The following is a 26,622-nucleotide window of genomic DNA, read 5'->3' as shown; positions in this document are numbered from 1 at the left end:
TCACTCCTCAAAAAGCCCAGTTGGTGAAGCTTTGGTTTTTGTATTGATGATAAGTTATTAATTTAAAAATAATGTTGTATAAAGCTGATTAAGTTCAGTGAAATAGAAAATTCGCTCCCAAAAAAACTACCTACAGAGTATTACAATCTAGATGCTATTTTGTGGTAATTGAGATCTATGGGGAAGTACTAATCATTCTATAAAAAACGCAACCTATAAAGTTGCGTTTTTATTTCAAGGATTATTTAACGGTAAATAGTAATGGAGCTGACCAAATTACTGCTGGCTGCATAGGTCAGGTTGCTGCCACCAATATTGTTGACGTTAAAGGTAGTCTGCGTTGCACTTTTGATGGTGCCGCTATTGATTTGGCATTGTCCCAAGCTGTTTGTCGTACAGTTAAGATTGCTGCCACCTACAGAGAAACTGCCGGTTACTGTTGCATTCGGCACGGCAAGGTTATTGCTGTCGACCACAGAAATGCTCACATTAGCACGCCATGTACCGTTGCGATAACGTAGGGTTGTTGCATTGATTTTGCTGATATGCGCAATAATGCTTGGTACTGGGGTGATGGTCTGTGTGTCTATCAAGTTATAGAGCAATCGGTTTGGGCTACCCATCGGATTTTGAATCAGATTTATAGTACTTTGGTTGAGTAGTTGATCAGTAATACTTTGCGGTGTTGCAGTACTGTTATTTTCCAGCATTGTCGCGACTACGCCTGCAACATGTGGCGAAGCCATTGAGGTTCCGCTGGCAGTTGCTGCCGAGCTATTGCTACCAATCCAAGCAGAGGTAATCTGACTGCCTGGAGCGAAAAGATCGACACAACTACCATAATTCGAGTAGCTGGCACGGGTATCGGTTGAATCTGTGGCAGCAACGGTAATGGCTTTGCCTGCGCGAGCAGGAGAGCTGGTACATGCATCGGTATTTGCATTGCCTGCAGCAACCACTGGTACATAGCCGTTATTAAACAGGTTATCTATAGCAGTATCGAGGGTACTATAGGCACTGCCACCGAGAGACATATTCACCACTGCGGGTTTGCGACCATTTTGAATAATCCAGTCCAGTCCGGCAATCACACCACTCATAGCACCTGAGCCTGCACAATCGAGTACCCGTACAGGTACCAAGCCCACATTTTTTGCGATTCCATAAGTACTGCCACCTACAGTGCCAGCCACATGTGTACCATGGCCGTTACAGTCATTGGTGCCATTGTTATCGGCAATTGCAGAATAACCGGTTTGTACACGACCGTTAAATTCCTGATGTGAGGCTAAAATACCGGTATCGACAATATAGGCATTCACCGCAGAACCGGTTTTGTTATAGCTAAATGATTTGCTTAGTGGCAAATTGTGCTGGTCAATACGATCCAGACCCCATACAGGATTGCTTTGCGTGATTGTATTGGCCTGCATCAGAGTATCTTCTTCTACATAACTGACTTGCGGATTTTTCTGCATAGCCGTAAGGAAAGCTGACGTAGCCTGTTCTGGAATACGTACGGCAAAACCACGAATCGCCCGATTATACGTAAATAAAACTTGCCCCCCATGCTGTTTTGCTATTGCTGCAGCAGATTGTGCAGGGAGATCTGAACCCGTTTGGAGCACTACAATATACTGGTTCTTGATGGGTGAAGCTGTTGTCGTGCTGGTCAATGTGGGTGCTAATACGGTCGGTGAAGAGTTTGCTGTCGTTGTGCTGGGTGTGGAAACTTGTTGGTTGGTCAGTACTTGATCTTGTTTTACTGCTGTTGTAGCAGCTTTATTCGATGGTGTGCTTACAGCATAAGCCAGGACAGCAACAGCTGAACTTGCTGCAAAGATAGAAATTTTATGGATCCTGTTCATTCGATACTCCTGACCCCAACCATAGCGGCTGAAAATTTAATTAATAAAATAGGGTAATTGTCATCCATTGTTCTGCTCAAAAGATAGCAGAATAAAATGAAGTTTTAATGGCATCATCAAATAATAATTTTTCTCGAAATCTGTTTTTTTATTGGTTTTTTAAATATTTCAAGGATGGTTTGGGACGAGAAATATATGTGATTATAAGTTGATTGAGCATGGAATTTTCTTTATTTACTGTTCCAAATTGTTCCTGGAAAAAGATGATCTGGAATTTTTGTTAATAAGTATCGGGTGATTTTTACTTCGTTTTGTAAGCATTTGCTCACATGAATTTAAGGTTATAGCTTCTATTTGAAATATTGGAAATTTCATATGCTGAGTTTAACAAGAACAGGAAGTTCTGCAAAAGAATAATAACAAACAAGCACAAGGACAGTCAGGTACGACAGGAGTTATACCGAGCGAACCCATACGAAAAAGCCCGACAGGATGTCGGGCTTTTTTATTGTCGACTAATTAATGTGTAATAAGGGTGTTACCAAACCTAACGGTCTTCCAGATGGCAAACGTAATCGACAATATCATCTGTGATAATTTTAAATTGGGTTTTTTTAGGCACATAAAAAGATTCACCAGCATGATAGGTTTGGCTCTCTGTATTGTTGCCAATTTGAACTAAACACTTCCCTGAAACAATTTCTATGCGTTCAGCGACCACAGTTTCAAAAACCAGAGGACGTTCTGTGGGCAGAATCACACCTAAGGTTTTTTTTCTTCCATCTGTTAACTCAATCACATGACTGATAGAACAGCCATCAAAATGGATGTTTGATTTTTTCTGGACAGAGACAAAATTGAACTGGGTAGACATACCTTGCTCCTTAAATTATTTTTGTTGTTGGTTTTTTGTTCTTTATGCAGCTAATATTTATTTTTATAAAGTATACGAATGAATCTTTTTATATGTTTTGGTCATCGTATTGTATAAATTTTACAAAAATAGAAGCTTTACCGGGTGCTATAAAAACCTATCCATACCATTAAAATTTGAGACACGTGTTGTAAGCTAAAACTCACAAGGAAGGAGGTTTATTTCTAATATTTTTAGATTTATTTTTTGGATAGAAAAGTCTTTTAAAAACAGTTTATTGTAAAGGATTAAGACATATATAAATAATACCTTGCCTATAAAAGCCTAAAAACACATATTGATGAGATGATATCTGCCAAGAAATCACTCTATTCTGCTGATGAAATATAAAAGCTTAAAAAAATTAGACTGGTCTTTGCAATAAACAATGATCTGGCACAAAAAATTGCTCAGGTCAGCAGTGTCATCGACAATCATCCCGTGCTGAACATTTTATTGATGCAATTCGTGTGGGTCTCCGAAACCTTCTGTCGATTTTTATCGGAATCAAAGCTTATCCTTTGGGAAAATATGTACTGCTGAATCTGCTCGCCTGCTTTATCTGGCTCTTTGTGATAGTGAGTGTCGGATTGTAGAAGATTCACTGGTTACATGTATTTTGGGCGAAAATACTGCCTTATCATCAGGATATTGATATTTTTCTTGAAGTAGTGGCCTGTATTTTATTGTTTCGCATCATATATTTTATTGTTGTTTGTTAGAAAAAATTCGTGATGAATAGACATAAAAAAGCCCACATTCAAGTAGGCTCAATCATGCAAATGTAGATTAAATATAATAACTGGTCTTGGTCATCAGTTTAGAAATAGCGGTCATGGTAATACGGACCGGTACTGGCAAATCTACACCGCCAGCCTTCAGTGCCGTGTCACGATGATGTAATTCATCTTCATTCATTTGCACCAGTATTTTACGTGAACGTTCATCCTGTTCAGGCAACTGGCTGATATGATGCTGTAAATGCAAGCTCACCTGACGTTCTGTTTCTGCCACAAAACCCAGGCTGTATTTGTCGCCGGCGATACCGGCAATCGCACCCATGCCAAAAGACAGGCCATACCACACCGGATTCAGCAAACTGGTGTGGCTATCCAGTTCCTTTAAGCGGTCTTCACACCAGGCCAAATGATCCTGTTCTTCAATTGCAGCCTGTTCCATTTCACGGCGTACATTCGGGAGTTTGGCTGTTAATGCCTGACCATGATAAAGCGCTTGGGCACACACTTCACCACTATGATTGACCCGCATTAAACCGGCCACATGGCGTGCTTCACTGACACCGAGTTTGGTTTCAACCTCATTCCCCGGGTTTTCACGGTGCGCAGAGGTTGTGCCCGGAACCAGGCTGCGTAGTGCCTGGTCAAATGAATGAATAAATTTGTCAATACCGGTATATTGGCGCATAAAATTAATCCTCTAAAGCATCTTGTTGCTGTGCTGCAAGCATGGGCTTGAGCTTAAACAAGAGCCATGTAGTGAAAATGGCGCTTAGAATCGCTGTGATACTAAAAAGTATTTTAATATCAATCTTAAGTACACTTAAGATGATAATGGAGAATATTGCAGAGGATACCATGAATACGGCATTGAGAATGTTGTTTGCAGCAACTACACGTGCGCGATGTGATGGCGGCGAAAAAGCCTGCATCATGGCATAAAGCGGTACGATATAAAAACCGCCACTAATCCCAAGTAATGTCACAGCAAGCATGACATGGTAATAACTCCAGCCTTGGGTAAAGACATCTTTCAAGCTGAGCAATTCACCACTACGTTCTGGCACAAAAGCCAAACTCGCTGCCAGATAAAAAGCAAACATGGTTAAGCCAATCGCTCCTATCGGAACCATTTTCAAATTGACTTCTGTACCGCCAATTCTGCGGCACAATAACGAACCGATGCCAATCCCGACAGAGAAGAACGTTAATAGCAGGCTGACTACATTTTCAGAGGCGTGCAGGTTTTGTTGAGTTAGCTGCGGAATTTGGGTGAGATAGGTTGCGCCATAAAACCAGTACCAGGAATTGCCGAGTAAAATCAGGAACACGATTGGTAAACTTTTGGCATAACCCAGGGTTTGAAAGCTGGTTCTAAAAAAGTTCCAGTCAATGTGTACGTCTGGTGAAGTCACTTTTTGCTTTAATACGAAACGACTGGAAAAATATCCCAGCAAGGCAATCGTCACAATCGTTAAGCTGATCCACAACAAATTGCCGTCCGAGGCAGAAATGACCGCACCGCCTAAAATCATCCCGACTAAAATGGCAATTGAAGTTCCTGACTGAAATAAGGCATTTCCGGACATCAATTCATTGGGCTTTAAAATTTCTGGCAAAATGGCATATTTGATTGGCCCGAAGAAAGTCGAGTGAGTACCCATTAAAAATAAAGCCACCAATAAAAGCCACAAATGACCGAGTAAAAAACCCGCCGAGCCAATCAGCATAATCACGATTTCGAGAATCTTGATGCCCCGTACAAGTTGTGAACGTTCGTATTTGTCGGCAATCTGTCCGGCTGTGGCAGAGAAAATGAAATAGGGTAAAATAAACAACAAGGCTGCAAGGTTATTCAGTGTGCTTACGCTGGCAGTTTGCTGGTTAATCCAACCATAGGTAATGACCAGTAATAAGGCTTGTTTATACACGTTGTCATTCAGGGCACCAAAAAATTGAGTGACAAACATCGGTAAAAACCGGCGTGTGCCTAAGAGATGTTCATTTTTTTCCATGGTTTGTGGACTTCATTAAGTTTTATTAAGAAATGTGAGCATTTGGTAAAACACTATAAAAATCATGTATGATGTTTTTAACCTATACTTTAGTGAAAATTCCAATAGATTTGAGTTTGTTAGCGAGCTTTCATTGGGCATTTCCATTACAAATATTATATGAGTTTAGAGTTTTTTATGCTTTCGAAACTGAATTTTAAAAAGACGACGCTTACTTTAAGCGTCAATTCCATTTTACAGTGGAACAATGAGCATAAACGATTCGGACTCAGTATTTTACTCATGTTACTGGCTCAACACGGTTTTGCACAAGTGACTCAGCCAAATAGCATCATCACTGAAGCGGAATTTCAGCAACAACTCAAAAATGAAGCTATTCAGCAGGGTGTGGGCAGCAGTGCAGAACTGGAAAAACTAGAGAACATTCAGCAAACCCCGACTGAACCTGATAGCCTGCAAATGCTGGAGCAGCAAGAACAGACAACCCAGCCTTTGGAAGAATTCAAGCCGATTGAATTTGAAGATCTGGAAGAACTGCCGATAACCCCTGTCAATACAGAAATGGCAAATGAAATTTTTCGGGTTGCTGAAGAGGCGAAACGAGAAGCCCAGCAATACCGCGCCGGTCAGAGCACAGAGGTAGCGGTTTCTGATGCCACACAACAAGAGTTGGTTGAAATTAATCAGGCACCGATAAATATCGATCAGCTGATGTCGAATATTGAGGCAGACAGCCAGATTGTGGTTGAAGCCAATGTAGCCGGTAAAACTTTACCTGAACTGGCCCCCACTGATGAAATTGAAGAACCGAATTTCTTTAAACGCTGGTTATATAAAATACGCCCGCCGCGTCAATTGAATACTGCCAAGCTGGATCGTATCAGTGCTGATGTGATTATTGTCCCTACACCAAATAGTAGCGATGTTTCAGCCAAAGCTTATGCGCAGGCTATGGAAAATCTGAAAGAAAATATCAGAGCTAAACTTTCCAGCTTTACCCGGGAATCTTTTAGTGATTTCCCTTCAGCATTGCCGCAGTTGAGGACATTGTCAAATCAGGCTGCACAAGCAGTCGGCTTTTATAATGCCGAATTTAAATTTGAGAAACTCAGTGAAAGTCGTGTTCGGGTCAGAGTAACGACAAATGTACCTGTACAGATTAAAGTACAGAATATTGAATTTAGCGGTGCAGGAGAAAATCAGCCCCAGTTCCAGGTGATCCGGCTTTTGCCCGATCAGGATGTAGGGGATATTTTCAACCATGGTCTATATGAGGAAACCAAAAACCGTATTAGCGATGCCGCAACCAACAACGGTTACTTTGACAGCTATTGGCGCCTGCATGATGTAAAAGTAGCCCAGCCACAAAATACGGCCGATGTAAACCTGCGCTATGAAACGGGCGAACGCTACAAGTTAGGCCCAGTCGAATTCCGCATGAGTGATCCGTCACAGCCATTTCCAATTGACATGGATGTTCTGCAAAGCATGGTTTCCTGGGAGGAGGGTGCCGATTATACTTTCTGGCGTGTCAATGGTTTAGCCAATAACCTCACCAACTCGCGTTATTTTAATTACACTCTGGTGGATGCAATACATCCAGATCCAGTTGAGAAAGCGCTGGAATTGCCGCCCGATATTCAGGCTTTGGTCGATCAGCAAAAAATATCTGAAAGTGAGGCTACCGTTCAGGATAAAAAACGGGTCGCTTCCGCTAAAGAAGTCACCCAATCTGTAGCCGATGAAACCCAGTTTGCGGGTCAAGAGGAAATTGAAGGGGATGAAAATCTCCGTCAGATGCGTGCACAGCAGGAAACCAAACAATCTGAAGAAGAGCGTTTAAAAGTTCAGGCACGTGAAGAGAAGAAAGTTCCAGTGATCGTGACTTTAAATGCTGATCGTTTAAATAGTGCAGAACTGGGGGCAGGTTATGGTTCCGATACAGGAGCACGATTACGTGCTCAGTACCGCCGTGCCATCGTCAACCGCCGTGGACATTCTTTTGATGCCAACATGGAAGTGTCGCAAATTCGCCAGTCTATCGACGGACGTTATAATATTCCCTATCACGATCCTATCAATGACTACATCAGTATCGTTGGCGGTTATGAACGTGAAGAACGTGATGACGTGGCACAGGGGAATAGCCTGAAGATTGAATCTGCTGTGGCTGGTGCTGACAGAATTATTAAAAGACCGCGTGGTAGCTGGCAACATACTTTTGGTCTCCGTTATCGTTTGGACCAGATTACCCAACAGGGAACCATTAATACCAATGAAATTCCTGATGCATTTATTGCCAATGCCAATGACCAGCAGCAATCTTTATTGTTGGGTTATGAGGCATCACTTGCGACCAGCGATAAACGGGTCAATCCGGGTAAAGGCTTTAAGCAGACCTATAAGGTGGAACTTGGCAGTGAGTCATTATTGTCTGATGCTGATATGGCTATTCTCAATGCAGGCTGGCGTTTTATTTATTCATTGGGTGAAAATGATAGTCACCAGTTTGTCGGGCGTGGCGATTTAGGTTATATCTTGACTCAAGATTTTAGCAAGGTGCCTTATAACCTGCGTTACTTTACTGGTGGTGATCAGACAGTACGCGGTTTTGACTATAAAAGTCTATCGCCTGAAGAAAATGGATTTAAAATCGGTGGTCAGGCTCTGGCTGTAGGATCACTTGAATATAACTATCAATTTAAAGAAGGTTGGCGTGCAGCCATTTTTAGCGATGTCGGCAATGCTTATGATGAAGATTTCAATACGCCTACTGCATACAGTGTGGGCTTGGGGCTGCGTTGGGCATCGCCAATTGGCCCTATTCGTATAGATGTTGCTTCAGGTATTTCTGATGACAATCATCCAATACGTCTGCATTTCTTTATTGGTTCACAATTATAAATACTGGTTTTTATAAATCTTAGTTTTTAGAGAATATTATGGCTGAAGTAGAACAGCAACCGGAAACGGAAACACCTAGACCGAAAAAGCGTCGTATTTTAAAGAGTGTGCTATTCACATTACTTATCGTGTTTGTGTTGCTGATTGCTTCTTTCGCTGTGATGTTTAGTACCGATAAAGGCAGCAAGTTTTTACTGGACCGTGTTTTAGAGCGTCAGCAAATTATTCATTATGAATATGAAGGCGGTAATCTGCTCAGCGGTATTATCCTAAAAAATATTTTGGTCACGCTCAAACCTGTAGACGTGAAGATTGACCGAGCAGATGTCACTCTGGGCTGGCGTGCCATTCTTAAAAAAGAAATTCATCTAAATCGTGCCGATGTACGTAATCTGCAAATTATCACCAAACATCCACCGAGTGATAAACCATTTAAATTTAATGAAATCCGTTTGCCCTTTGTTTTGCGTTTAGATACGGCAGATGTCGATCATCTGCTGATTAAAACCGCTTCGGCAAGTGTAAAATTTCACGATATTCACCTGAATGACGCGCTCTGGTCAGGTACTGAACTGAAGTTCGAAGATTCCCGGATGGATATGGGCTATCTTTCGGTGAAAAATGCCACGGGAAATATGAAGTTTGAAGGGAAATACCCTTTACATGCTGTGGGTGATCTGAACATACCTGCACTGCATAAAAATCTAAATATTTATGATATTAAGGTGGTAGCAACAGGGTCTTTAGACACGATTCAGGCAGGCGTTGCGACCAATACCCCAGACCTGTTAACCGGTTGGGTGGTACTGCATCCGGTACGCAAACATGTGCCGATGTTTGGCGAGTTAAATTTTAAAAAATATCATTGGCCATTACTGACAGAACAAAAGCTATATACCAAAAATGGCGTGGCTAAATTTAATGGTGATATTCAGCGTTTAAATATCGATGCCATTACAGATTTAAGCGGTAAAAATATTCCGCAAGGTCAATATAACGGCAGTATGCATACTGACTTGGTGCATCAACTCGACATTAGCAATTTAAATGGTCAGTTGATGAGTGGTGCGGTGAATGTTGCAGGCGTGGTCAGCTGGAAAGATCATGTCACCTGGGACATGAATGGCCGTGTCGATAAAATTAATCCCAAAGACAAACTGATTCCGCAAATCATCCAGGACTTTCTACCTCCAACTCTGGATGGCAAAATTGCCTCTAAAGGCCGTTTGCAAAATGGTCTGCATTTAACCGCATTGGTAGATTTTGATCGTTATGAAACATGGAATCTAAATCTCGATCAGGCCGAGCAGAAAGGCAAAAAACCAAACCCGATGCTGCTAAATGTGGCCTGGCAAAATATTGATCGCGCCGTGCCTTATGTGGGCTGGTTAAGCAGTAAATCAGGTGATGTAAAATTAGCGCTGGTTGAAGGCAAGCAGGATATTCATGTCGCCACTACAGTGACCAAAAATGATAAGGGCAGGTTGCCTGAAGGCTTGTATACTGCCCAGCTCAATTTCAAAAATAATGACTTGAATATCCCGAGTTTTAATTATGTAGCGGGTAAAGGTAGTTTAAGCGGTAGTGCCAAAGTAGATTTGCCGACCAAAAAACGTCAATTGAAATGGAATGCCATTCTCAATGCCAAAGATTTTAATCCGCAAACGGTTGCAGTGGCTGCACCAGTTAATTTACTTAATGGTCAGGTCAAAGCCAATGGTTTTGCCAAACCGAATCAGCAAATTATCCATCTGGATGCGATTAATTTAACCGGTCGTCTAGCACAGCAAAATAACAACGAAACTGTACGCTTAACCGGTCGTAGCACCATCGCCCTTTTATTTAATACCCAAAAAGCGGGTGGTGCATTTAAAAGTTTTGCCGTCAATTATGATGGCGCACTCAATGCCAGTCAGATTCCAGCCAGCGAAGGCATGCTCAAGTTCAAGATCTCCGGTACACCTGAACTGGTTAAAGTCGATGAACTGAAACATTCAGGTATTGCCGGGAAAATTTATGCTAGTGGTCTGGTCTATCTTAAAAATGGTTTGGGCTGGAATATCAATGCCTCTTTAGTACGTTTTAAACTGCATTATTTTGTCTCATCTGTGCGCGGTGAATTGTCCGGTAACGTGAAAACTGAAGGGGTTTGGTCAGACAGCTTAAAACGTATTAATATCCAGAAACTGAATATAGCCGGTATCATCAACAATAAACCTGTTCGCGGAACAGGAAATCTAGCGATGGTGATTAATTCAAATCAAAAAGGCTTCCTGCCACAACAGTTTGAAGCCAATAACCTCTATCTTTCCTATGCAAAAAATCAGGTTCAGGCTACCGGTAATGCCCAGAACTTAAGACTGAAAATTAATGCACCGGCCTTGTATGAAATATACAGTGGACTTCGTGGTCGTGCTTATGGCTATTTGAATGTGCAATCACAGCCACGCCTGCAAGCGACGGCCAATCTGGCGGTAGACGATTTCGGTTTTAACCAGTTATTCAGTGTTAAAAAATTACGTGTACAAGGCGAGCTGCCGACTTCTGAGTCGACCCCGACCTTGATGACAGCGAAAATGGAAAATTTACGCAGTGGTAAGCGTGAAATACAGCAGGGTGAAATTTCACTGGCTGGAACGCGTAAAGCCCACATTTTGAAAGTACAGGCGCAAAACAGACTGTCTAAATTTTATGTACAACTGGCTGGTGGTTTTAATGCACAGAATGACTGGTTGGGACAAATCCAGAAAGGTGATTTTGACTCCTTGCGTGCACGTTTGGTACAACGTCAAAATGCCTCGGTGATTTACATTTCTGCCAAAAGTGAATTATTTGTCGGAGCACATTGCTGGTCGAGTCAACAAAGCCAGTTGTGTTTTGACCAACCGATTCGGGTCAGTAAAACCAGAGGTAATGTTTCATTTATTACCCGTAATGTCGATTTAAATGACTTTGCTGCTTTTATGCCAGAGGGTCTGGAAATTACCGGTAAGATCAATGGTTATACCAAAGCCACTTGGGCACAAGGCAGCAAGCCAAAAATTGATGCTAGACTGGTTAGTCGTAATGGCGTGATTGGGCTCGCCGCTGAAGATCCACAAGATATGGGTTCTACACTTAAATATAATGAAATTGCTGTGGTGGCAAAAAGTGTAGCGACGGGGCTACAGGTTCGTTTAGATGTTAAAACCCCTGAAATTGGTACAGGTTATGCCAATGTTATTATCGATCCTTATAAAGACAGGATGCCGATGCGCGGTGAGATCGCCTTCGATCAGGTACAACTGAAAGTCTTTAAACCGTTTACGCGGGATGTCCGTTCCCTGGCGGGCAACTTGTCTTTTGCTGGAAAAATTAGCGGTACTTTAACGCAGCCTTTGCTGAATGGTGAAATGCGCCTGAAAGATGGTGCAATCAGCATGATTTCCTTGCCGGTGAATTTAACCAATATTCAGGTCTATTCTTCCATTCGCCAGGATCACGCTACCATTAACGGTGCATTTAATAGTGGTCAAGGTGCAGGTGCATTGACTGGTAGTGTAAATTGGAAAGATGATCCCCGCATTCAGTTGCATTTAAAAGGTGAAAACCTGCTTATACGTCAGGCGCCGTTAATTACCGCCGTAGTTACGCCGGATTTGTCTTTAGATGTGCTGCCATTTAAGAAGAAATTAAGCTTAAACGGTAAGGTGGATGTGCCACGTGCCTTGATTTCGATGCCTGAAGCTTCAGCACCGGTAATCAATGTATCTTCAGATGTACGAATCGTGCGTGAAGGACAAGACCAGCTTGCAATATTAAGGGCAGCCCGTCCTTGGGATATCCGTGCCGATGTCATGGTTAATTTAGGTAATCAGGTAATTTTCCAGGGCTTTGATAGTCGTATTCCACTTGCCGGCCGTTTGTATCTTTCACAACGTGGACTTGAAACCGCCATGCGTGCTAATGGTGCAATTGGGGTCAGTCAACGGGTAAAAATTGAAGCCTATGGACAAAGTCTGGATTTGAATCGTGCGATTGCACGTTTTAACGGTCCTTTATATAACCCGACCCTGGATATTGATGCCAATAAGACCGTACAGGGTAGTCTGGTTGGGGTGCGTGTAACAGGTACAGCCACCAGTCCGAATATTCAGGTCTATAACGATGCCGGATTGTCTGAACAGGAAGCTTTAAATGCCATCATTACCGGCCGTATTAATGAAGGTGCCAGTGGTATTAGTCAGGAAGCGGGCTTTAAGTCCGATGTCAATAATACCATTGCGGCTGCCGGAATCAGTATGGGCTTAGGCGGTACACGCGCTCTCACCAACCAGATTGGACGTACTTTTGGTCTGAGTGGTCTGGCGCTGGATGCACAGGGAACGGGAGATGATACTCAGGTGAGTGTGACAGGTTATATTACACCGGATCTGTTCATCCGTTATGGTGTAGGGGTGTTTACACCGGTGAATAAATTGACCTTGCGTTATCAAATGAATAAACGTTTATATCTGGAAGCGAGCCAATCGCTAGAACGTGCGATAGACGTGTTCTATAACTGGCGCTTCTAATGGCTTGAGAATATAAATTCTTAACTATTTGTTATATTTAAAATTTTATCAACATCGGTCTACATTTTTTTAGCAGTGTAGACCATATACAGCTTGTTACATCATTACGGAGTTGCATTTGTGGTTTTAGCCACAACAAAATATCTCATAATGAGTTACACAAATAAGGATAGTTCACTATTGAATAACTCTATCGAATGTTTGAGCATGATATTTTATTGATCAAATAAGTGATGGATCGCCATGATAGATGAAGAAAAGCCTTTAGATTTTGATGACGATGATGAGCCTCAAGATTTCGAAGATGAAGAATTTATCGACGATAAGAAAGAGGATGAGATGTACAACGCTATTACTAAAGATGGCTCAAGTGTTGACCCTGCAGATGATGGAACTCATCATATTCGACCTGAAGATGGGGATCCGATAGAATTTGAAGAGTAAAGAATAGCCCAATTCAGTATTGGGCTATTTATTTTCTGTGAGGTGGTGGACATGAATGAAACAATATTTCCAATCCCCCGATTCTGACCTCAGCAATGTCACTCGCAACGTGCATCATTGAAACTAAAATTAATGAACTGGTAGATCAACTACTCAATAAAACACCCTAATTTAGCGCATCAGTGTTTTAAAATCCAAAAAAAAAGCGAGAGTTAAACTCTCGCTTTTTTTTTAATCATACTTGCAGTCGGCAAGCGTGATTTTTAAATTATAGTGCTACGATGTTTACAGCATTCGGGCCTTTTTGACCTTGAGCGATGCTGAATTCAACTTGTTGGCCTTCAGCCAAAGTTTTGAAGCCATTACCAGTGATTTCGCTGAAATGAGCGAAAACATCAGGGCCATTTTCTTGTTGAATAAAACCAAAACCTTTAGTTTCGTTAAACCACTTAACAGTACCTTTTACAGTATTAGACATAATAAAATCCTTAAAAATGTTTTTAGCTTATTGAAAAGCCAGATAATTTAACTTGAAAATAAGAATGGAACTTTAAATCTGAAAAACGAAGGATTATGACTAAAACTGCGAAATACAAGAAGATTTACCAGAGCAAACTATTTTTCTAGTTGGCTTTAAGCATACAGCTATGTTTGAAATTATGCAAATGAATAGCTACCTATTGCTGCTTTTTATAGCTCAAATTTGTAACTTAATAATTATGTTCAATTAAATTAATAACTTAAAAATTAGTTAAAAATAAAAAATTCAATACAAAGTCTTTTTTAAACCCATAAACTTAAAATAGAGCTTATTCTTTATGTACTTGATTTTAGTTTGCTCATGATTTTTTTGGATATCTTGTTTTGATGATTTCGTATTTTCATGAACTTTGATTATGATAGGGGGCAATAGGAGAACATTGATGAAAAAGTTATTCACTTTGATGGCATTGGTTGCTTTAGTGGGGTGTGCTGAAAAGAAGCCGCTAACACCTGAAGAGCAGTGGAAAGGTTATTGTACAAGTATGGGTAATGCTGCAAACAACATTATGTACGATCGTCAAAATACCATTACCAAAGAGGCTGCTATAGAGCACGCCAACAAGATTGAAGATGAAATCACCAAAACCTTTATTCTGGATATTATCGAACAGGCTTATGCATTTCCATTGGAAGAGATAAATAAGGATCCGGAAGCAAGCCGTAATCAGTTCAAGCAGAAAATTACTGAAAAATGTATTGCGACACCGCATGACAAAATGCCGAATTACAAACCGTTCTAATGAACGGTTTTTTTATGTTTATTCTTCATAAAATAGCCTAAGCAAAATTAAAAAATAAATTGTGACATTTGCTTAATCAAAAATATAGAAAAGCTTATCTTGTTACTGAATAATGAAATGAAGAATGATAACGATAGGAGCAGTAATATGGATGTGATCGGCTACTTACATCATGAGGATTTGCTCTTGGAAGATGAGCACGGTGTTGCAATCATTGGGGGTGGAAATTATGTACTCAGTGTTGGCGATAAAGTATTTCTACGAAAAAAATTAGAAGGCAATCATCATTCACGATGCTTAATCAAAATTTCATTTGCCAGCAATCAGTATCAAGGCTTATTTGAAGATGAATGCGCTCTCAAATTTACCGGGGATCGAGCAGAATTAGCTCAATATTTAACTGCAACCACTGTCCACTAAGGTTGAATATTTTTATAGAAGCAAAAAAGGCAACATAGGGTTGTCTTTTTTATGTTTAATGTTCCATTAAAAGTGACTTTTTCATCATCAAAAAGCTTTAAAAGTGAAGGATTTGCTTATTGTGTAATCGATATGCCCATTATTTAGCTATAAAATAATGGGCATCACAAAGAAACACTGTAGTTGCATTAACTTTTAACTGGAATTTTAGTAAAATTTAGCAGTCCATATTATTTGCGAAGCTTTGCATAAGCTGGAATTCGTAAATAATTTTTTAAAAAAGAGGAATAACACTGTGCTAGAAGCTTACCGCCAACACGTTGCAGAACGTGCCGCACTCGGAGTCCCACCGAAGCCACTTGACGATGCTCAAACAGCTGACTTGGTTGAACTATTAAAAAATCCACCAGCTGGAGAAGAAGCATTTTTAGTTGACTTGCTTGAAAACCGTGTTCCAGCAGGTGTTGACCAAGCTGCTTATGTTAAAGCTGCTTTCTTAGCTGCTGTGGCAAAAGGTGAAGCGACTTCGCCATTAGTTTCTAAAGAACGTGCGGTTTACTTACTGGGTACTATGCTTGGTGGTTATAACGTTGCGCCTTTAGTTGAACTTTTAGACAATGCAGAATTATCAGGTTTAGCTGCTGATGCATTGAAAAAAACTCTTCTTGTATTTGATGCATTCCATGACGTAGCTGACAAAGCGAAAGCGGGCAATGCAAATGCACAAGCTGTTATGCAGTCTTGGGCTGATGCTGAATGGTTCACTAGCCGTAAAGACGTTCCAGAAGAAATCAAATTAACTGTATTCAAAGTTACTGGTGAAACTAACACTGATGACTTGTCTCCAGCTCAAGATGCTTGGAGCCGTCCTGACATCCCATTACATGCAAATGCGATGTTGAAAAACGAACGTGATGGCATCAATCCTGAAAAACCGGGTGAAGTTGGTCCATTAAACCAAATTAAAGAACTTGTTGCGAAAGGCAACCAAGTTGCTTATGTAGGCGACGTAGTTGGTACAGGTTCTTCTCGTAAATCTGCAACTAACTCTGTTCTTTGGTTCTTTGGTGACGAAATTGCTCACATCCCGAACAAAAAAGACGGGGGTTACTGCTTAGGTGGTAAAATTGCTCCGATCTTCTTCAACACAATGGAAGATGCTGGTGCGTTACCAGTCGAGATCGACGTTACCAACATGAACATGGGCGACGAGATCACACTTAAAATCGACCATGCTGCTGCTAAAGTAACTGCATTCAAAGATGGCGCTCAAATTGCCGAGTCTGAACTCAAAACTCCAGTGTTGTTAGATGAAGTACGTGCTGGTGGCCGTATCAACCTGATCATTGGTCGTGGTTTGACTGGTAAAGCGCGTGAAGCTTTAGGTCTTGCACCTTCAACCTTATTCCGTACTCCAGTTCAACCTGAGAATACTGGTAAAGGTTTCACTCAAGCTCAAAAAATGGTAGGTCGCGCTTGTGGTCTTCCAGAAGGTCAAGGTGTTCGTCCAGGTACTTACTGCGAACCTAAGATGACAACAGTTGGTTCTCAAGATACAACTGGTCCGATGACTCGTGACGAATTGAAAGACTTGGCTTGCCTAGGCTTCTCTGCTGACTTGGTAATGCAATCTTTCTGTCACACAGCTGCGTATCCAAAACCAGTTGACGTTCAAATGCAACACACGCTTCCTGATTTCATCATGAACCGTGGCGGTGTATCTTTACGCCCAGGTGACGGTATTATCCACTCTTGGTTAAACCGTATGCTTCTTCCAGATACCGTTGGTACTGGTGGTGACTCACATACTCGTTTCCCAATCGGTATTTCATTCCCAGCGGGTTCTGGTCTTGTAGCGTTCGCTGCAGCGACTGGTGTTATGCCACTAGACATGCCTGAATCTGTTCTTGTGAAATTCAAAGGTAAAATGCAGCCTGGTATCACTCTACGTGACCTTGTACATGCGATTCCTTACCGTGCGATCCAAGAAGGCGATCTTACTGTTGAGAAAAAAGGTAAGAAAAACATCTTCTCTGGTCGTATCCTAGAAATCGACCTGACTGAAATGGAAACTGAATTAACAGTAGAACAAGCATTCGAACTTTCTGATGCTTCTGCTGAACGTTCTGCTGCTGGTTGTTCAATTACGCTTTCTGAAGAGAAAGTTGCTGAATACCTCCGTTCTAACATCACTATGTTGAAATGGATGATTTCTCAAGGTTATGGCGATGCGCGTACTATGGCTCGTCGTGTTGAGAACATGGAAAAATGGTTGGCGAATCCATCACTTCTTAAAGCTGATGCTGATGCTGAATACACTAAAGTGTATGAAATCGACCTAGCTACAATCACTGAACCTGTTCTTTGCTGCCCGAACGATCCAGATGACGCTAAACTTCTTTCTGACGTTCAAGGCGTTAAGATTGACGAAGTATTCGTTGGTTCATGTATGACAAATATCGGTCACTTCCGTGCTGCTGGTAAATTACTTGATAAAGTACCTGGTGGCGTATTGTCTACTCGTTTATGGTTGGCTCCGCCAACTCGTATGGACGAGCACCAATTGATGGAAGAAGGTTTCTATAACATTTATGGTAAAGCTGGCGCTCGTACTGAAATGCCAGGCTGTTCATTATGTATGGGTAACCAGGCACGTGTAGCTCCGAACACAACTTGTGTATCGACTTCTACTCGTAACTTCCCGAACCGTTTAGGTCAAGGCGCTAATGTTTACTTAGCTTCTGCTGAACTTGCATCTGTTGCTGCTGTACTTGGTAAATTACCAACTCCAGAAGAATATCAACAATATGCAGCTCAAATTGACAGTATGTCTGCTGACATCTATCAATACTTGAACTTCGACAAGATGGGCGAGTATACAGATGCTGCTAAAGACATCGATACTAAGAAAATTGCTGCTGCTCAATTGTCTTGATTGAATAAGTAGTTGAAAATAAGGGCTGATTTATCAGCCCTTATTTTTTGGAGTAATGACAAGTATAGAGAGTTGGTATTCTGGACTTTTTAAAAGCTTCAATGAATTTATACAAACGTCTGATCTTTGCTGAAAAGCAATATTTCCAAGCACTCTAATAGAACAATGACTTTAAATATTCAATAAAAGTGCGAATATTTTGTTGAGATGGAATATGAAAAGCGCGTTTAAAAATTACTTAGTTTTTAAAAATAATCAATTAATATTTTCTTATTAAAAATAAATATTTATTGAATAAGTTTAGCTAAACAATTTAGAATAAAAACTACACAGTTCTAGTGGTTATTCAAGTCCGTGAATCTACCAGCTACTCACTATTTCTTGTTGATTTACCCAATTTGCTTAATTCTGATTGGTACGGCCTTTATTGTTGCATATTTAAGGTTTAAAGCACCCAAGTATTTAATGTGGATGGGAGTTGGTTGTATTCAGTTATCTGTAGCATTCGCTACACAGACATTGATGACAAATACACAACTACGGCTAACAGCGCCTTGGTTTGCAATTCTGTATATAGGTGGGGTTTGGGCAGTCGTACATGGAATGTTCTTAAAAGCTAATGCTAAATTAAATATATGGATCTCTTCTGGCCTTATTATTGCGGGTATAACTTTACTTCTATATTTCACCTATATCGATGAGAATTTATGGTCACGAGTGGTCATAGTTAGTGTGGTGGTTTTATGCCTGGAAGCTTTAGCCCTACCAAAAGTATATGCTTTATTTAAAAAAACCTATGCTTTAGAAAAACTTTTGTGTTTGAGCTATTTTTTCGTCGTTATCTATGCATTTATTAGAGCTTTAATAGTCATTGTGTATCTTCAAGAACTGCAACATATGACCGTGGCGACCACAACTTGGTGGATGATGCTGATTTCTATAAATGTTTTTATCAGTCTGTGGTTTGCCATTATTCTCTCGGCCGTAGCTGTAAAAGAAATGTTTACTAGCCTTAATGAAGAGCGGTTGAGAGATCCTTTAACCAAATTGTATAACCGACATGGCTTTCTAGAAAAAACCAAAGACCTGTTTGAGAAAAAACAGTATGGTGAAGTTTATCTTGTGATGTGTGATATTGATAATTTTAAGAATATAAATGATACATGGGGACATGTTGTGGGAGATAAAATTTTATACGCATTTGCTGATATATGCAGATTTAATATTCGGGAAGGTGATATTGTCGGGCGGTTTGGTGGGGAAGAATTTATTATCTTGCTGCAAAGTCCAAATGAGGAGGCTTCATGGGTTTTAGTTGAGCGTTTACGTAAAAAGGTTGAAGATCAAATTTTTATTCATGATATTAAAATTACTGCAAGTTTTGGAGCGGCTAAAATAGAGACTGAATCCCAGTTTATGAGTGCCTTAGAAATAGCAGATAAGCATTTATATGAAGCCAAAAATAGTGGACGAAACCGGGTATGTTTTAATTAAAAAAAATTAGATTTACCTTTAATGTCCGGATTTTGAATTAAATAAAAAATTATAGAATGCCAGTTTTACGCCAATTAATTTTAAGTTTTTGATTTCAGACATTAAAAAGCCCCATGGTTAGGGGCTAGTCGTATATAAGATCTAAGCTTATATACTGTAAGAGGCTCATCTCAAACTAAGTGTATTAAAACATAATTTTCTAAAATTGGCGATGGATAAATGCTTAAGCCAAGAGTTCTTTTTCAATCACCGACCATAAATTTCGATGAGACTTCTTAAACATCAGCATATGACCGATCGTTTTATGTCCATAGCTTTTAGGTTTTAGCTCAATCATTTGAGTTTCGGCATTCGGATACAGGCGTAATAAATCCTTTACGTTGGCTTCCGTTGCAATTTCATCATCCGATGACCACAGTACCGTAATCGGGCAGCTAATTTGAGTGTGATAATCTTCAAACACGCTTTTGCCAATAGCATTGAGCACATAACCCGGTTTACGACAAAATTGTGCCCATTGTGTGGCGACATCTTTAGGTAGATTTTCTCCCATTCCAATTGCTTGAGTCGGAGCATAACCTTTGGTAATGCGAGCCAATGGAAAAAGGACATTAAACATGACAGGAGCCAGCAATTTGGTGCGGCCTTTTAAGCCTTTAACATGCCTGGTTGAACCTGAAACTGCGACAACTTTGGCTACTTTTTCATGATTAGGCACAATACCCAAAAGCTGACCGCCAGCACTGTGACCAATTAAAATGACCTGATCAGCTTGAGTTTTATATAACAATGTCTCTATTGCAGCAGGAATATCCAGTTTACCCCAATCTACAATGCTGGCTTCAGATTGACTAAGCGAACCATGTAAAGAACGACCAATTCCGCGGAAATCGAAACTCAAAACATCATAGCCTTGTGTGATTAACCATTCTGCAAAAGCTTGATAAAAATTCTGGGTAATCCCGGTTGCTGGACAGATGAGGACTGGGTAATTCTTTTTTTGCGTAGCGCTGGCTGCATAAAAGCGGCCGCTAAGTGAATATCCATCTTTACAGGTAATTGTTAATGATTCAAAAGTGTTCATATGGAGAATATGGGATAAGTATGTATGGTGACTACTGTAGCCAGGTTCTAAAAAGAAACTTGTATAATTCATGACTTTAAAGTCAAAATAACGATCTAAAAATAAGGATATAAATGAATGGAAGCGGAAAATTTAACACAGGCTGTAGCTTGGGCCGTGTTGTTTAGTGGTATTTTTCTTTGGGTGGGCATGCTGACTGGGGTATGGAAATATTATCAGATTCGTCATTCAGCACAGGCGCGGGCTCATTATTATGTCGATATTGCGCATAGAAGTAGCTTGCTCTATGCACCAGCCAGCCTGATTATTGCAATTCTAGCCTATTTTTCAGTTTGGAGTGATGGACTTAACTTTACTTTTGTATTGATCAATCTTTTCTTTTTTAGCTTTTCAATTTTAAGTTATGTGTTACATGGCTGGCTGAAAGATACGACCAATCAGTTTAAGCAGCCTCATCAAATGGGACGTTGGCATTTGCCAAAATGGATGTTAAGAAGTGCAATGATTTTTCTGATCATTGGAGAGTTGGGTGCTACAATAGGATTATTGCTTGGTACAATGATCGGCCTGATGAAAGTTTTAACTTGATGATTGGTGATTTTGGTATAAGTTCTGGATGATTAATTATTATTAAGATGGGTGATAGTTCACCCATCTTTTATTCTGTAGAAGTATTTTGCTTCTGTTGACGGTATTTCTGATCGACCACAGCCCACACATAGAAAGCTACCGATACAATAAAAGCATACATAAAGAATTCAGGTTTTAAGTTACCTTGAATTAAACCATGAATAATGAGTGTCACAATCAGAGCAACCGTAGTACTCAAATAAGTGACCATATTCTTATTTGCTTTTAGAGCGTTAATGAAGATTTCTTTATTGAAATGTAATGATAACATCTCCACTCCTCCGGTTATATATTGACCTAAACCTAATTGTTTTAGTCAGATTAGTTTCTATTGTTGTACTTGGTATTTCGATTCATTTCAATAGTTGATGTCACTATTTTGTCATAAAAATATGTTAGACATAAGTTTATAGCCTGATTTTATTCAACATATAAATGCTGGATATTTCTTCTGAATATGCAATTATCCTCCTCATTCATTCTTACTAGTTAAAAAGATGTCAAGATACTCAACAATAGTGAATATAAAAGAAGCAATATTGATGCCAGTCTAGAAGTGTATTAAGGTTTGGGATGGGATGTGGCAAGATCAGTCTAATCGTGACTGATTGTATTTTATATGTTTAAGCAACCATGTTGGATTGATGAGGATGTAAACAATAAAACCCAGTTTGGGTAAAACATGATGTTTTATTGATCACGGTTAAAATCAGGTTTGGGTAAAACCAGATTTTAAGCACATCAACTCAGTTATTTTCTAACTTTATCGATGACGATAGCAATAATCAGCACAATAATAGATGGAATCAGCCATGCTAAATTTTGTGCATTTAACGGTAGATTTTGAATGAAACCAGGTAAGTAGGCTTCAAGTCCTGCAACTTTCAGGCCGTCAAAAATACCGAATAACAGGGCCACTGCAGTTACTGGTGCAACCACATAAGCAGGCCTGTTGAAAAATTTCCACAAGAAGCTCAGTAGAATCACTGCAATTGCTGGTGGATAAATGGCACTTAAAACAGGTACAGACACAGCAATCAGTTTGGTTAAACCGAGGTTTGAAATGATGAAAGCGAAACCAACCAGAACAAACACTAAAATTTTATAAGGAACTTTAGTCAGTTCAGAGAAGTATTCTGCACAAGCACAGGTTAAACCAATCGCTGTTACCATACAGGCCAGGAAAATCATGCCGGTCAAGAATACAGAACCAATATCACCAAAAGCATGCTGCACATAGGCATGCAGGATCACTGCACCATTTGCTGCATTTGGAGCGATTTCATGGCTGCCTAAACCGAGTTTAAACAGGCTTAAATAAACCAAGGTTAAACCTGCACCAGAAATCAGGCTGGCAATCACGGCATACTTGGTCACCAGTTTTTTATCTGTTACACCACGTGAATGAATTGCGTGAATAATAACAATACCAAATACCAATGCACCCAAAGTGTCCATAGTTAAGTAACCATTGACAAAACCTTCAGAAACTGGGGCAGTCGCATAGTTGTTAATTGCTGGTGAAATGAATCCAGCAGGAATGACAAATGCAGAGATACCTAATACTGCCAAAGAAATAATCTTTAAAGGTGCCAGGAAGTGGCCGACAGTATCGAGCAGTTTGTTGGGATATAAGGAGATAACAGTGACGACTGCAAAATAAATTGCACTATAAATCAGCAGGCTGCTACTTGATGTACCAAAATAGGAAGAGAAACCGATTTCATAGGAAACTGTGGCTGTACGAGGCGTTGCAAATAGAGGACCAACAGCTAAGTAACATACAATGGTTAAAATCAGGCTGGCGATTTTACCCAGAGGTGAACTTAAATTCTGGATGGATCCTTCTACACGTGAAAGTGCCATAATGGTGATAACAGGCAGGCCAACTGCGGTAATAAGAAAACCTAAAGCAGCTAACCACACATGTTCACCCGCTTGTTGAGCGACAATTGGTGGAAAGATAATATTACCCGCACCAATAAAAAGTGCAAAAGTCATAAAACCCAAGGCAATAATATCCCTTGTGCGGAGATTCGTCATAAAAAGGGAGAGGAATTAAACAAAAAAGCGATTTTAGAAGATATTAGTGCTTTTTTACAGTTCATTTTATGCAGCTTATGAGTTTTAGAGGTTCAGTAAGCTCTTAAACTGAACAACTGAAGAGTTTAAGTTTATTTATATATTTGATTAATTGGTAAAAAGCATAAAAGTATAGGCTATTATGCTTTTTTAATTTTTTAAGCAGATTTTGATTTTTTTATAATGATCGTTTAAATGTATATAAATTAACCGCATGGTTGACTAAAAATGCTCAAAACTCCGCTGTTTATCTGCTCATATTAAACAAAATTAAAGTAAAAGGACTATAATCATAAGCCTTATTTCTGAGGATGATGCAATGAAAGCTTCCACTATTACCATTAAAACTGAGCAAGATTTAGAGAAACTCCGTATTTCTGGACGTTTGGCTGCTCAGGTTTTGGAGATGATAGGGAAGTATGTCAAGCCTGGAGTAAGTACAGAGTATCTGGATGATATCTGCAATGATTTCATTGTGAATACCTTAAAAGTCATTCCAGCCAACGTGGGCTATTATGGCTATACTAAAACCACCTGTATTTCTCCAAATGAAGTGGTTTGTCACGGTATCCCATCGCCAAACACTATTTTGCAGGATGGCGATATTATCAATATTGATGTTGCGATCATTAAAGATGGGTATTTTGGCGATACCAGCCGGATGTATTATGTCGGAAATGTAAAACCGGAAGCGAAAAAATTGGTTGAAACCACTTATGAAGCCATGGTAGCCGGCATCCATGCGGTGAAACCGGGCGCAACTTTAGGTGATATCGGTTTTGCCATTCAGTCTGTGGCTCATCGTGAGGGCTATAGCATTGTCCGTGAATACTGCGGTCATGGCATTGGTAAGGTCTATCATGAACATCCGAATGTGCTGCATTATGGTCAGCCTGGTCAAGGTCTGATCCTTAAAAAAGGCATGGTTTTTACCATTGAGCCGATGGTCAATGCAGGCAAGGCGCGTGTTAAAGAGCTTAAGGATGGCTGGACTGTTGTTACAGCAGACCGCTCTTTGACAGCACAATGGGAACATATGGTTGCTGTAACGGATACAGGTTTTGAACTGTTATCTCCTTGGCCAGAAGGTACTGGCTCATATCCTGTAATTTAAGCGAAGAGTTAAATGAAATATACAACTTTATACTTTAGTATAGAATTGTATATTTTGTGTTCATATAAAGTTTTAATATCTATGATATTAAGACGTAAGTTTATGATTTATTAGATAAAAATGTTTCTGCTATACTTTTTTGATATCTTTTATCTATTAGATATTTACATTTTTTCTTTGTAATATACAACTATAGATTCTAGCTGTAGTTTCTTATTTTCCTTATTTAAAGTTTATAAGCTTATCCACCTCGGATAAGCTTTTTTTTATCTAAATTTCTGTATTACTCAAGTAAATTTTATGTTTTTGTAACAATAAGATTTACGGTTTTTGTAATGTATTCATTAGCAACTCAAAGACCTCTGTCGATGGTTTGAAGATAGCCCTGTGATTGCTTTTTTACCCAGATCTATAAAAGCTTAATGCTTACTGAGCTGTTCCACCAAATAGTCGATAAAGACACGGACCGCAGGTAATAGGCCACGGCGTGAAGGATAAACCGCGTGGAAAATACCATGTGGCGCTTTCCAGTCCGGCAATACACGTACCAATTCACCACTTTGAACATAATCCTGCACAATGCTATCGGGCAATAACACAATTCCGCAATTTTGTCGTGCCAGTTGTGCCAGCATCATCAGGTCAGAACCCATTACTATAGGATTGACCTTGATTTTTTTCTGCCGGTTTTTATCATCATGCACAACAATGTATTGGTCTAAATGTTCATCTGACATACTGAGAATTTGATGATTGCTTAAATCTTCAGGCTGTTTTAAGTCACCAAATTCATTTAAATAGGCTTGGCTGGCAAACAGGTGCTGCTCGATATTTTCAAATTTGCGTAAAACCAGATTCGGGTCATCATCCAGATTGGAGCGTACCCGAAGTGCCACATCAATGCCTTCATTGATGATATCGACACGGCGGTTACTGACAATGAGCTGCACTTTAATTTCCGGATAGGTTTTCAGGAATTTTGGCAAAATCTTGGCAATTTCATTTTGCGCAATTGAAACAGGCAAACTGACCTTGATTACACCACGCGGCTGAATGCTGAGATGATCGACCAGATCATGAGCCGCTTGTGCCGCATTCATCATGACCTGGGCGTGGCGGTAAATATTCATGCCAATATCGGTTACAGCAAAATGGCGGGAACTGCGCTGAATCAGCCGGACTCCTAAATGTTCTTCCAGATTGTAAACGCGACGGCTTAATTTTGATTTTGGGATATCGGTTGCGCGTTCTGCTGCACTAAAGCCTCCATGTTCAACCACCAAGGCAAAGCAATAAAAATCATCAAGATCAGACAGCATTTAAGAATTCCATTTATGCAACAATAAGCTGATTAAAATTTTATTGTTGCATTATGTCAATATCTGTTTTGTGGTTTTGTTATTCAATAGAAAGGCTTATCGTGATTGTCGCAATATTTTTTTCAGGTATTGCATGCCTTGAGTAGCGGTCATTACAATTTTCTGGAATTGGGGAGGAAGCTGCTGCTGATCAGCTTTGGGGTCAATATAGTAAGCGTTACAATTGGCTGAAATTTCATGGATTAGACCTGCCACGGGATAAACCTGTAGACTGGTACCAATTACGATAAAAATATTCGCATTCTGTATGCAGTCTTGTGCATCGGCATAGGCAGGCACAGCCTCACCAAACCAGACCACATGTGGACGTAAAGGATAGCCATTCTTGCAGAAGTGTTTACTCAAATCTAGCTCTGCACCTTCGACCGGATAGAATTCAGTACTGTACTGAGCGTTTGGATCCGAGCTCTTAGCCAGCCGAATATTACCATGTAGATGAATGACCTGACTGCTTCCAGCGCGTTCATGTAGGTCGTCAATGTTTTGGGTAATGACGTGTACATCAAAAACATCTTCAAGTTCGGCAATGAGCTGATGTGCTGCATTCGGCTTGGCAGCTAGAATATTTTTACGCCGTTCGTTATAGAAATGTTGGATCAGTTTCGGATCGCGTTTCCAGGCTTCAGGTGTTGCAACGTCTTCAATTCGGTACTGTTCCCATAAGCCATCACTGTCCCGAAATGTGTGGATGCCACTTTCGGCACTCATGCCAGCACCCGAAAAGACTACGAGTTTTTTCATTTTGACTCCTGACATCATTCAGCTGT

At 40.2% G+C, this 26,622-nt stretch carries 19 protein-coding genes; 9 read left to right on the top strand and 10 right to left on the bottom strand.

Annotated features, from left to right (window positions below; translation table 11 throughout):
- Positions 1–245: 245 nt before the first annotated feature.
- The 4 genes from ABJ384_RS07960 to ABJ384_RS07945 all read right to left on the bottom strand — a co-directional run bounded on the left by ABJ384_RS07960 (position 246) and on the right by ABJ384_RS07945 (position 5,533).
- Positions 246–1,868 (bottom strand): S8 family serine peptidase, encoded by a 1,623-nt coding sequence (locus ABJ384_RS07960; RefSeq protein ID WP_349926596.1) that lies wholly within the window; start codon positions 1,866–1,868, stop codon positions 246–248.
- A gap of 547 nt (positions 1,869–2,415) precedes the next feature.
- A complete protein-coding gene (locus ABJ384_RS07955; protein ID WP_086197291.1) occupies positions 2,416–2,742 on the bottom strand; it encodes a pyrimidine/purine nucleoside phosphorylase in 327 nt (108 codons plus the stop codon).
- Between the two features lie 828 nt (positions 2,743–3,570).
- Positions 3,571–4,206 (bottom strand): 2-polyprenyl-3-methyl-6-methoxy-1,4-benzoquinone monooxygenase, encoded by a 636-nt coding sequence (gene coq7, locus ABJ384_RS07950; RefSeq protein WP_086197293.1) that lies wholly within the window; start codon positions 4,204–4,206, stop codon positions 3,571–3,573.
- A 4-nt stretch (positions 4,207–4,210) separates the two neighbouring features.
- Positions 4,211–5,533 (bottom strand): MFS transporter, encoded by a 1,323-nt coding sequence (locus ABJ384_RS07945; protein WP_349926593.1) that lies wholly within the window; start codon positions 5,531–5,533, stop codon positions 4,211–4,213.
- A 177-nt stretch (positions 5,534–5,710) separates the two neighbouring features.
- Between ABJ384_RS07945 and ABJ384_RS07940 the strand changes: the two genes are divergently transcribed.
- From ABJ384_RS07940 to ABJ384_RS07930, 3 genes are all read left to right on the top strand, one after another.
- On the top strand, positions 5,711–8,437 hold the full coding sequence (locus ABJ384_RS07940; protein WP_349926591.1) for an autotransporter assembly complex family protein: 2,727 nt from the start codon (positions 5,711–5,713) through the stop codon (positions 8,435–8,437).
- A 38-nt stretch (positions 8,438–8,475) separates the two neighbouring features.
- A complete protein-coding gene (locus ABJ384_RS07935; protein WP_349926589.1) occupies positions 8,476–12,990 on the top strand; it encodes a translocation/assembly module TamB domain-containing protein in 4,515 nt (1,504 codons plus the stop codon).
- A 243-nt stretch (positions 12,991–13,233) separates the two neighbouring features.
- Positions 13,234–13,434 carry a hypothetical protein gene (locus ABJ384_RS07930; RefSeq protein ID WP_349926587.1) on the top strand — a complete coding sequence of 67 codons (201 nt, stop codon included), beginning with the start codon at positions 13,234–13,236 and terminating at the stop codon, positions 13,432–13,434.
- Positions 13,435–13,702: 268 nt separating this feature from the next.
- Here the strand turns inward: ABJ384_RS07930 and ABJ384_RS07925 are convergent, their stop codons facing one another.
- On the bottom strand, positions 13,703–13,912 hold the full coding sequence (locus tag ABJ384_RS07925) for a cold-shock protein (RefSeq protein WP_086175076.1): 210 nt from the start codon (positions 13,910–13,912) through the stop codon (positions 13,703–13,705).
- A 445-nt stretch (positions 13,913–14,357) separates the two neighbouring features.
- Between ABJ384_RS07925 and ABJ384_RS07920 the strand changes: the two genes are divergently transcribed.
- From ABJ384_RS07920 to ABJ384_RS07905, 4 genes are all read left to right on the top strand, one after another.
- The gene (locus ABJ384_RS07920) at positions 14,358–14,717 is read left to right on the top strand and encodes a hypothetical protein (RefSeq protein ID WP_349926584.1); all 360 of its coding nucleotides are present in this window, start codon (positions 14,358–14,360) and stop codon (positions 14,715–14,717) included.
- Positions 14,718–14,864: 147 nt separating this feature from the next.
- Positions 14,865–15,137, top strand: a complete 273-nt coding sequence (locus tag ABJ384_RS07915; RefSeq protein WP_349926582.1) for a hypothetical protein — start codon at positions 14,865–14,867, stop codon at positions 15,135–15,137.
- 295 nt (positions 15,138–15,432) lie between these two features.
- A complete protein-coding gene (locus ABJ384_RS07910) occupies positions 15,433–18,072 on the top strand; it encodes a bifunctional aconitate hydratase 2/2-methylisocitrate dehydratase (protein WP_180176100.1) in 2,640 nt (879 codons plus the stop codon).
- Between the two features lie 354 nt (positions 18,073–18,426).
- Complete coding sequence (locus tag ABJ384_RS07905) at positions 18,427–19,566, top strand: GGDEF domain-containing protein (RefSeq protein WP_349926580.1); 1,140 nt, start codon at positions 18,427–18,429, stop codon at positions 19,564–19,566.
- 223 nt (positions 19,567–19,789) lie between these two features.
- Here ABJ384_RS07905 and ABJ384_RS07900 read toward each other — a convergent pair whose 3' ends face one another.
- Positions 19,790–20,650 carry an alpha/beta fold hydrolase gene (locus tag ABJ384_RS07900; RefSeq protein WP_349926578.1) on the bottom strand — a complete coding sequence of 287 codons (861 nt, stop codon included), beginning with the start codon at positions 20,648–20,650 and terminating at the stop codon, positions 19,790–19,792.
- Positions 20,651–20,767: 117 nt separating this feature from the next.
- On the opposite strand from ABJ384_RS07900, the gene ABJ384_RS07895 reads away from it, so the two are divergent.
- A complete protein-coding gene (locus ABJ384_RS07895; protein ID WP_349926576.1) occupies positions 20,768–21,238 on the top strand; it encodes a hypothetical protein in 471 nt (156 codons plus the stop codon).
- A gap of 70 nt (positions 21,239–21,308) precedes the next feature.
- Here ABJ384_RS07895 and ABJ384_RS07890 read toward each other — a convergent pair whose 3' ends face one another.
- A complete protein-coding gene (locus ABJ384_RS07890) occupies positions 21,309–21,551 on the bottom strand; it encodes a hypothetical protein (protein ID WP_086197385.1) in 243 nt (80 codons plus the stop codon).
- 479 nt (positions 21,552–22,030) lie between these two features.
- Positions 22,031–23,323 (bottom strand): branched-chain amino acid transport system II carrier protein, encoded by a 1,293-nt coding sequence (gene brnQ / locus ABJ384_RS07885; protein WP_200222603.1) that lies wholly within the window; start codon positions 23,321–23,323, stop codon positions 22,031–22,033.
- A 358-nt stretch (positions 23,324–23,681) separates the two neighbouring features.
- On the opposite strand from brnQ, the gene map reads away from it, so the two are divergent.
- Positions 23,682–24,476: a type I methionyl aminopeptidase gene (map, locus tag ABJ384_RS07880; RefSeq protein WP_349926573.1), complete on the top strand. Its 795-nt coding sequence runs from the start codon at positions 23,682–23,684 to the stop codon at positions 24,474–24,476.
- Between the two features lie 419 nt (positions 24,477–24,895).
- On the opposite strand, the gene ABJ384_RS07875 is transcribed toward map, so the two are convergent.
- Positions 24,896–25,795: a LysR substrate-binding domain-containing protein gene (locus ABJ384_RS07875; protein ID WP_166169890.1), complete on the bottom strand. Its 900-nt coding sequence runs from the start codon at positions 25,793–25,795 to the stop codon at positions 24,896–24,898.
- A gap of 96 nt (positions 25,796–25,891) precedes the next feature.
- Positions 25,892–26,596, bottom strand: a complete 705-nt coding sequence (locus ABJ384_RS07870; protein WP_349926570.1) for an NAD-dependent deacylase — start codon at positions 26,594–26,596, stop codon at positions 25,892–25,894.
- Positions 26,597–26,622: the final 26 nt, after the last annotated feature.

The sequence above is a fragment of the Acinetobacter sp. A1-4-2 genome, assembly GCF_040233925.1.
Taxonomy (GTDB): domain Bacteria; phylum Pseudomonadota; class Gammaproteobacteria; order Pseudomonadales; family Moraxellaceae; genus Acinetobacter.
Note: the sequence above shows the minus strand (reverse complement) of the source record. Positions and strands in the feature narration are given on the sequence as shown.

Bases quoted from the DNA above. Each gene is read 5' to 3' on its own strand.
- brnQ (WP_200222603.1), bottom strand. From the start codon at position 23,323: ATGACGAATCTCCGCACAAGGGATATTATTGCCTTGGGTTTTATGACT.
- ABJ384_RS07960 (WP_349926596.1), bottom strand. From the start codon at position 1,868: ATGAACAGGATCCATAAAATTTCTATCTTTGCAGCAAGTTCAGCTGTT.
- ABJ384_RS07945 (WP_349926593.1), bottom strand. From the start codon at position 5,533: ATGGAAAAAAATGAACATCTCTTAGGCACACGCCGGTTTTTACCGATG.
- ABJ384_RS07875 (WP_166169890.1), bottom strand. From the start codon at position 25,795: ATGCTGTCTGATCTTGATGATTTTTATTGCTTTGCCTTGGTGGTTGAA.
- ABJ384_RS07935 (WP_349926589.1), top strand. From the start codon at position 8,476: ATGGCTGAAGTAGAACAGCAACCGGAAACGGAAACACCTAGACCGAAA.
- ABJ384_RS07890 (WP_086197385.1), bottom strand. From the start codon at position 21,551: ATGTTATCATTACATTTCAATAAAGAAATCTTCATTAACGCTCTAAAA.
- ABJ384_RS07915 (WP_349926582.1), top strand. From the start codon at position 14,865: ATGGATGTGATCGGCTACTTACATCATGAGGATTTGCTCTTGGAAGAT.
- coq7 (WP_086197293.1), bottom strand. From the start codon at position 4,206: ATGCGCCAATATACCGGTATTGACAAATTTATTCATTCATTTGACCAG.
- ABJ384_RS07900 (WP_349926578.1), bottom strand. From the start codon at position 20,650: ATGAACACTTTTGAATCATTAACAATTACCTGTAAAGATGGATATTCA.
- ABJ384_RS07930 (WP_349926587.1), top strand. From the start codon at position 13,234: ATGATAGATGAAGAAAAGCCTTTAGATTTTGATGACGATGATGAGCCT.
- ABJ384_RS07870 (WP_349926570.1), bottom strand. From the start codon at position 26,596: ATGAAAAAACTCGTAGTCTTTTCGGGTGCTGGCATGAGTGCCGAAAGT.
- ABJ384_RS07925 (WP_086175076.1), bottom strand. From the start codon at position 13,912: ATGTCTAATACTGTAAAAGGTACTGTTAAGTGGTTTAACGAAACTAAA.
- ABJ384_RS07940 (WP_349926591.1), top strand. From the start codon at position 5,711: ATGCTTTCGAAACTGAATTTTAAAAAGACGACGCTTACTTTAAGCGTC.
- map (WP_349926573.1), top strand. From the start codon at position 23,682: ATGAAAGCTTCCACTATTACCATTAAAACTGAGCAAGATTTAGAGAAA.
- ABJ384_RS07895 (WP_349926576.1), top strand. From the start codon at position 20,768: ATGGAAGCGGAAAATTTAACACAGGCTGTAGCTTGGGCCGTGTTGTTT.
- ABJ384_RS07920 (WP_349926584.1), top strand. From the start codon at position 14,358: ATGAAAAAGTTATTCACTTTGATGGCATTGGTTGCTTTAGTGGGGTGT.
- ABJ384_RS07955 (WP_086197291.1), bottom strand. From the start codon at position 2,742: ATGTCTACCCAGTTCAATTTTGTCTCTGTCCAGAAAAAATCAAACATC.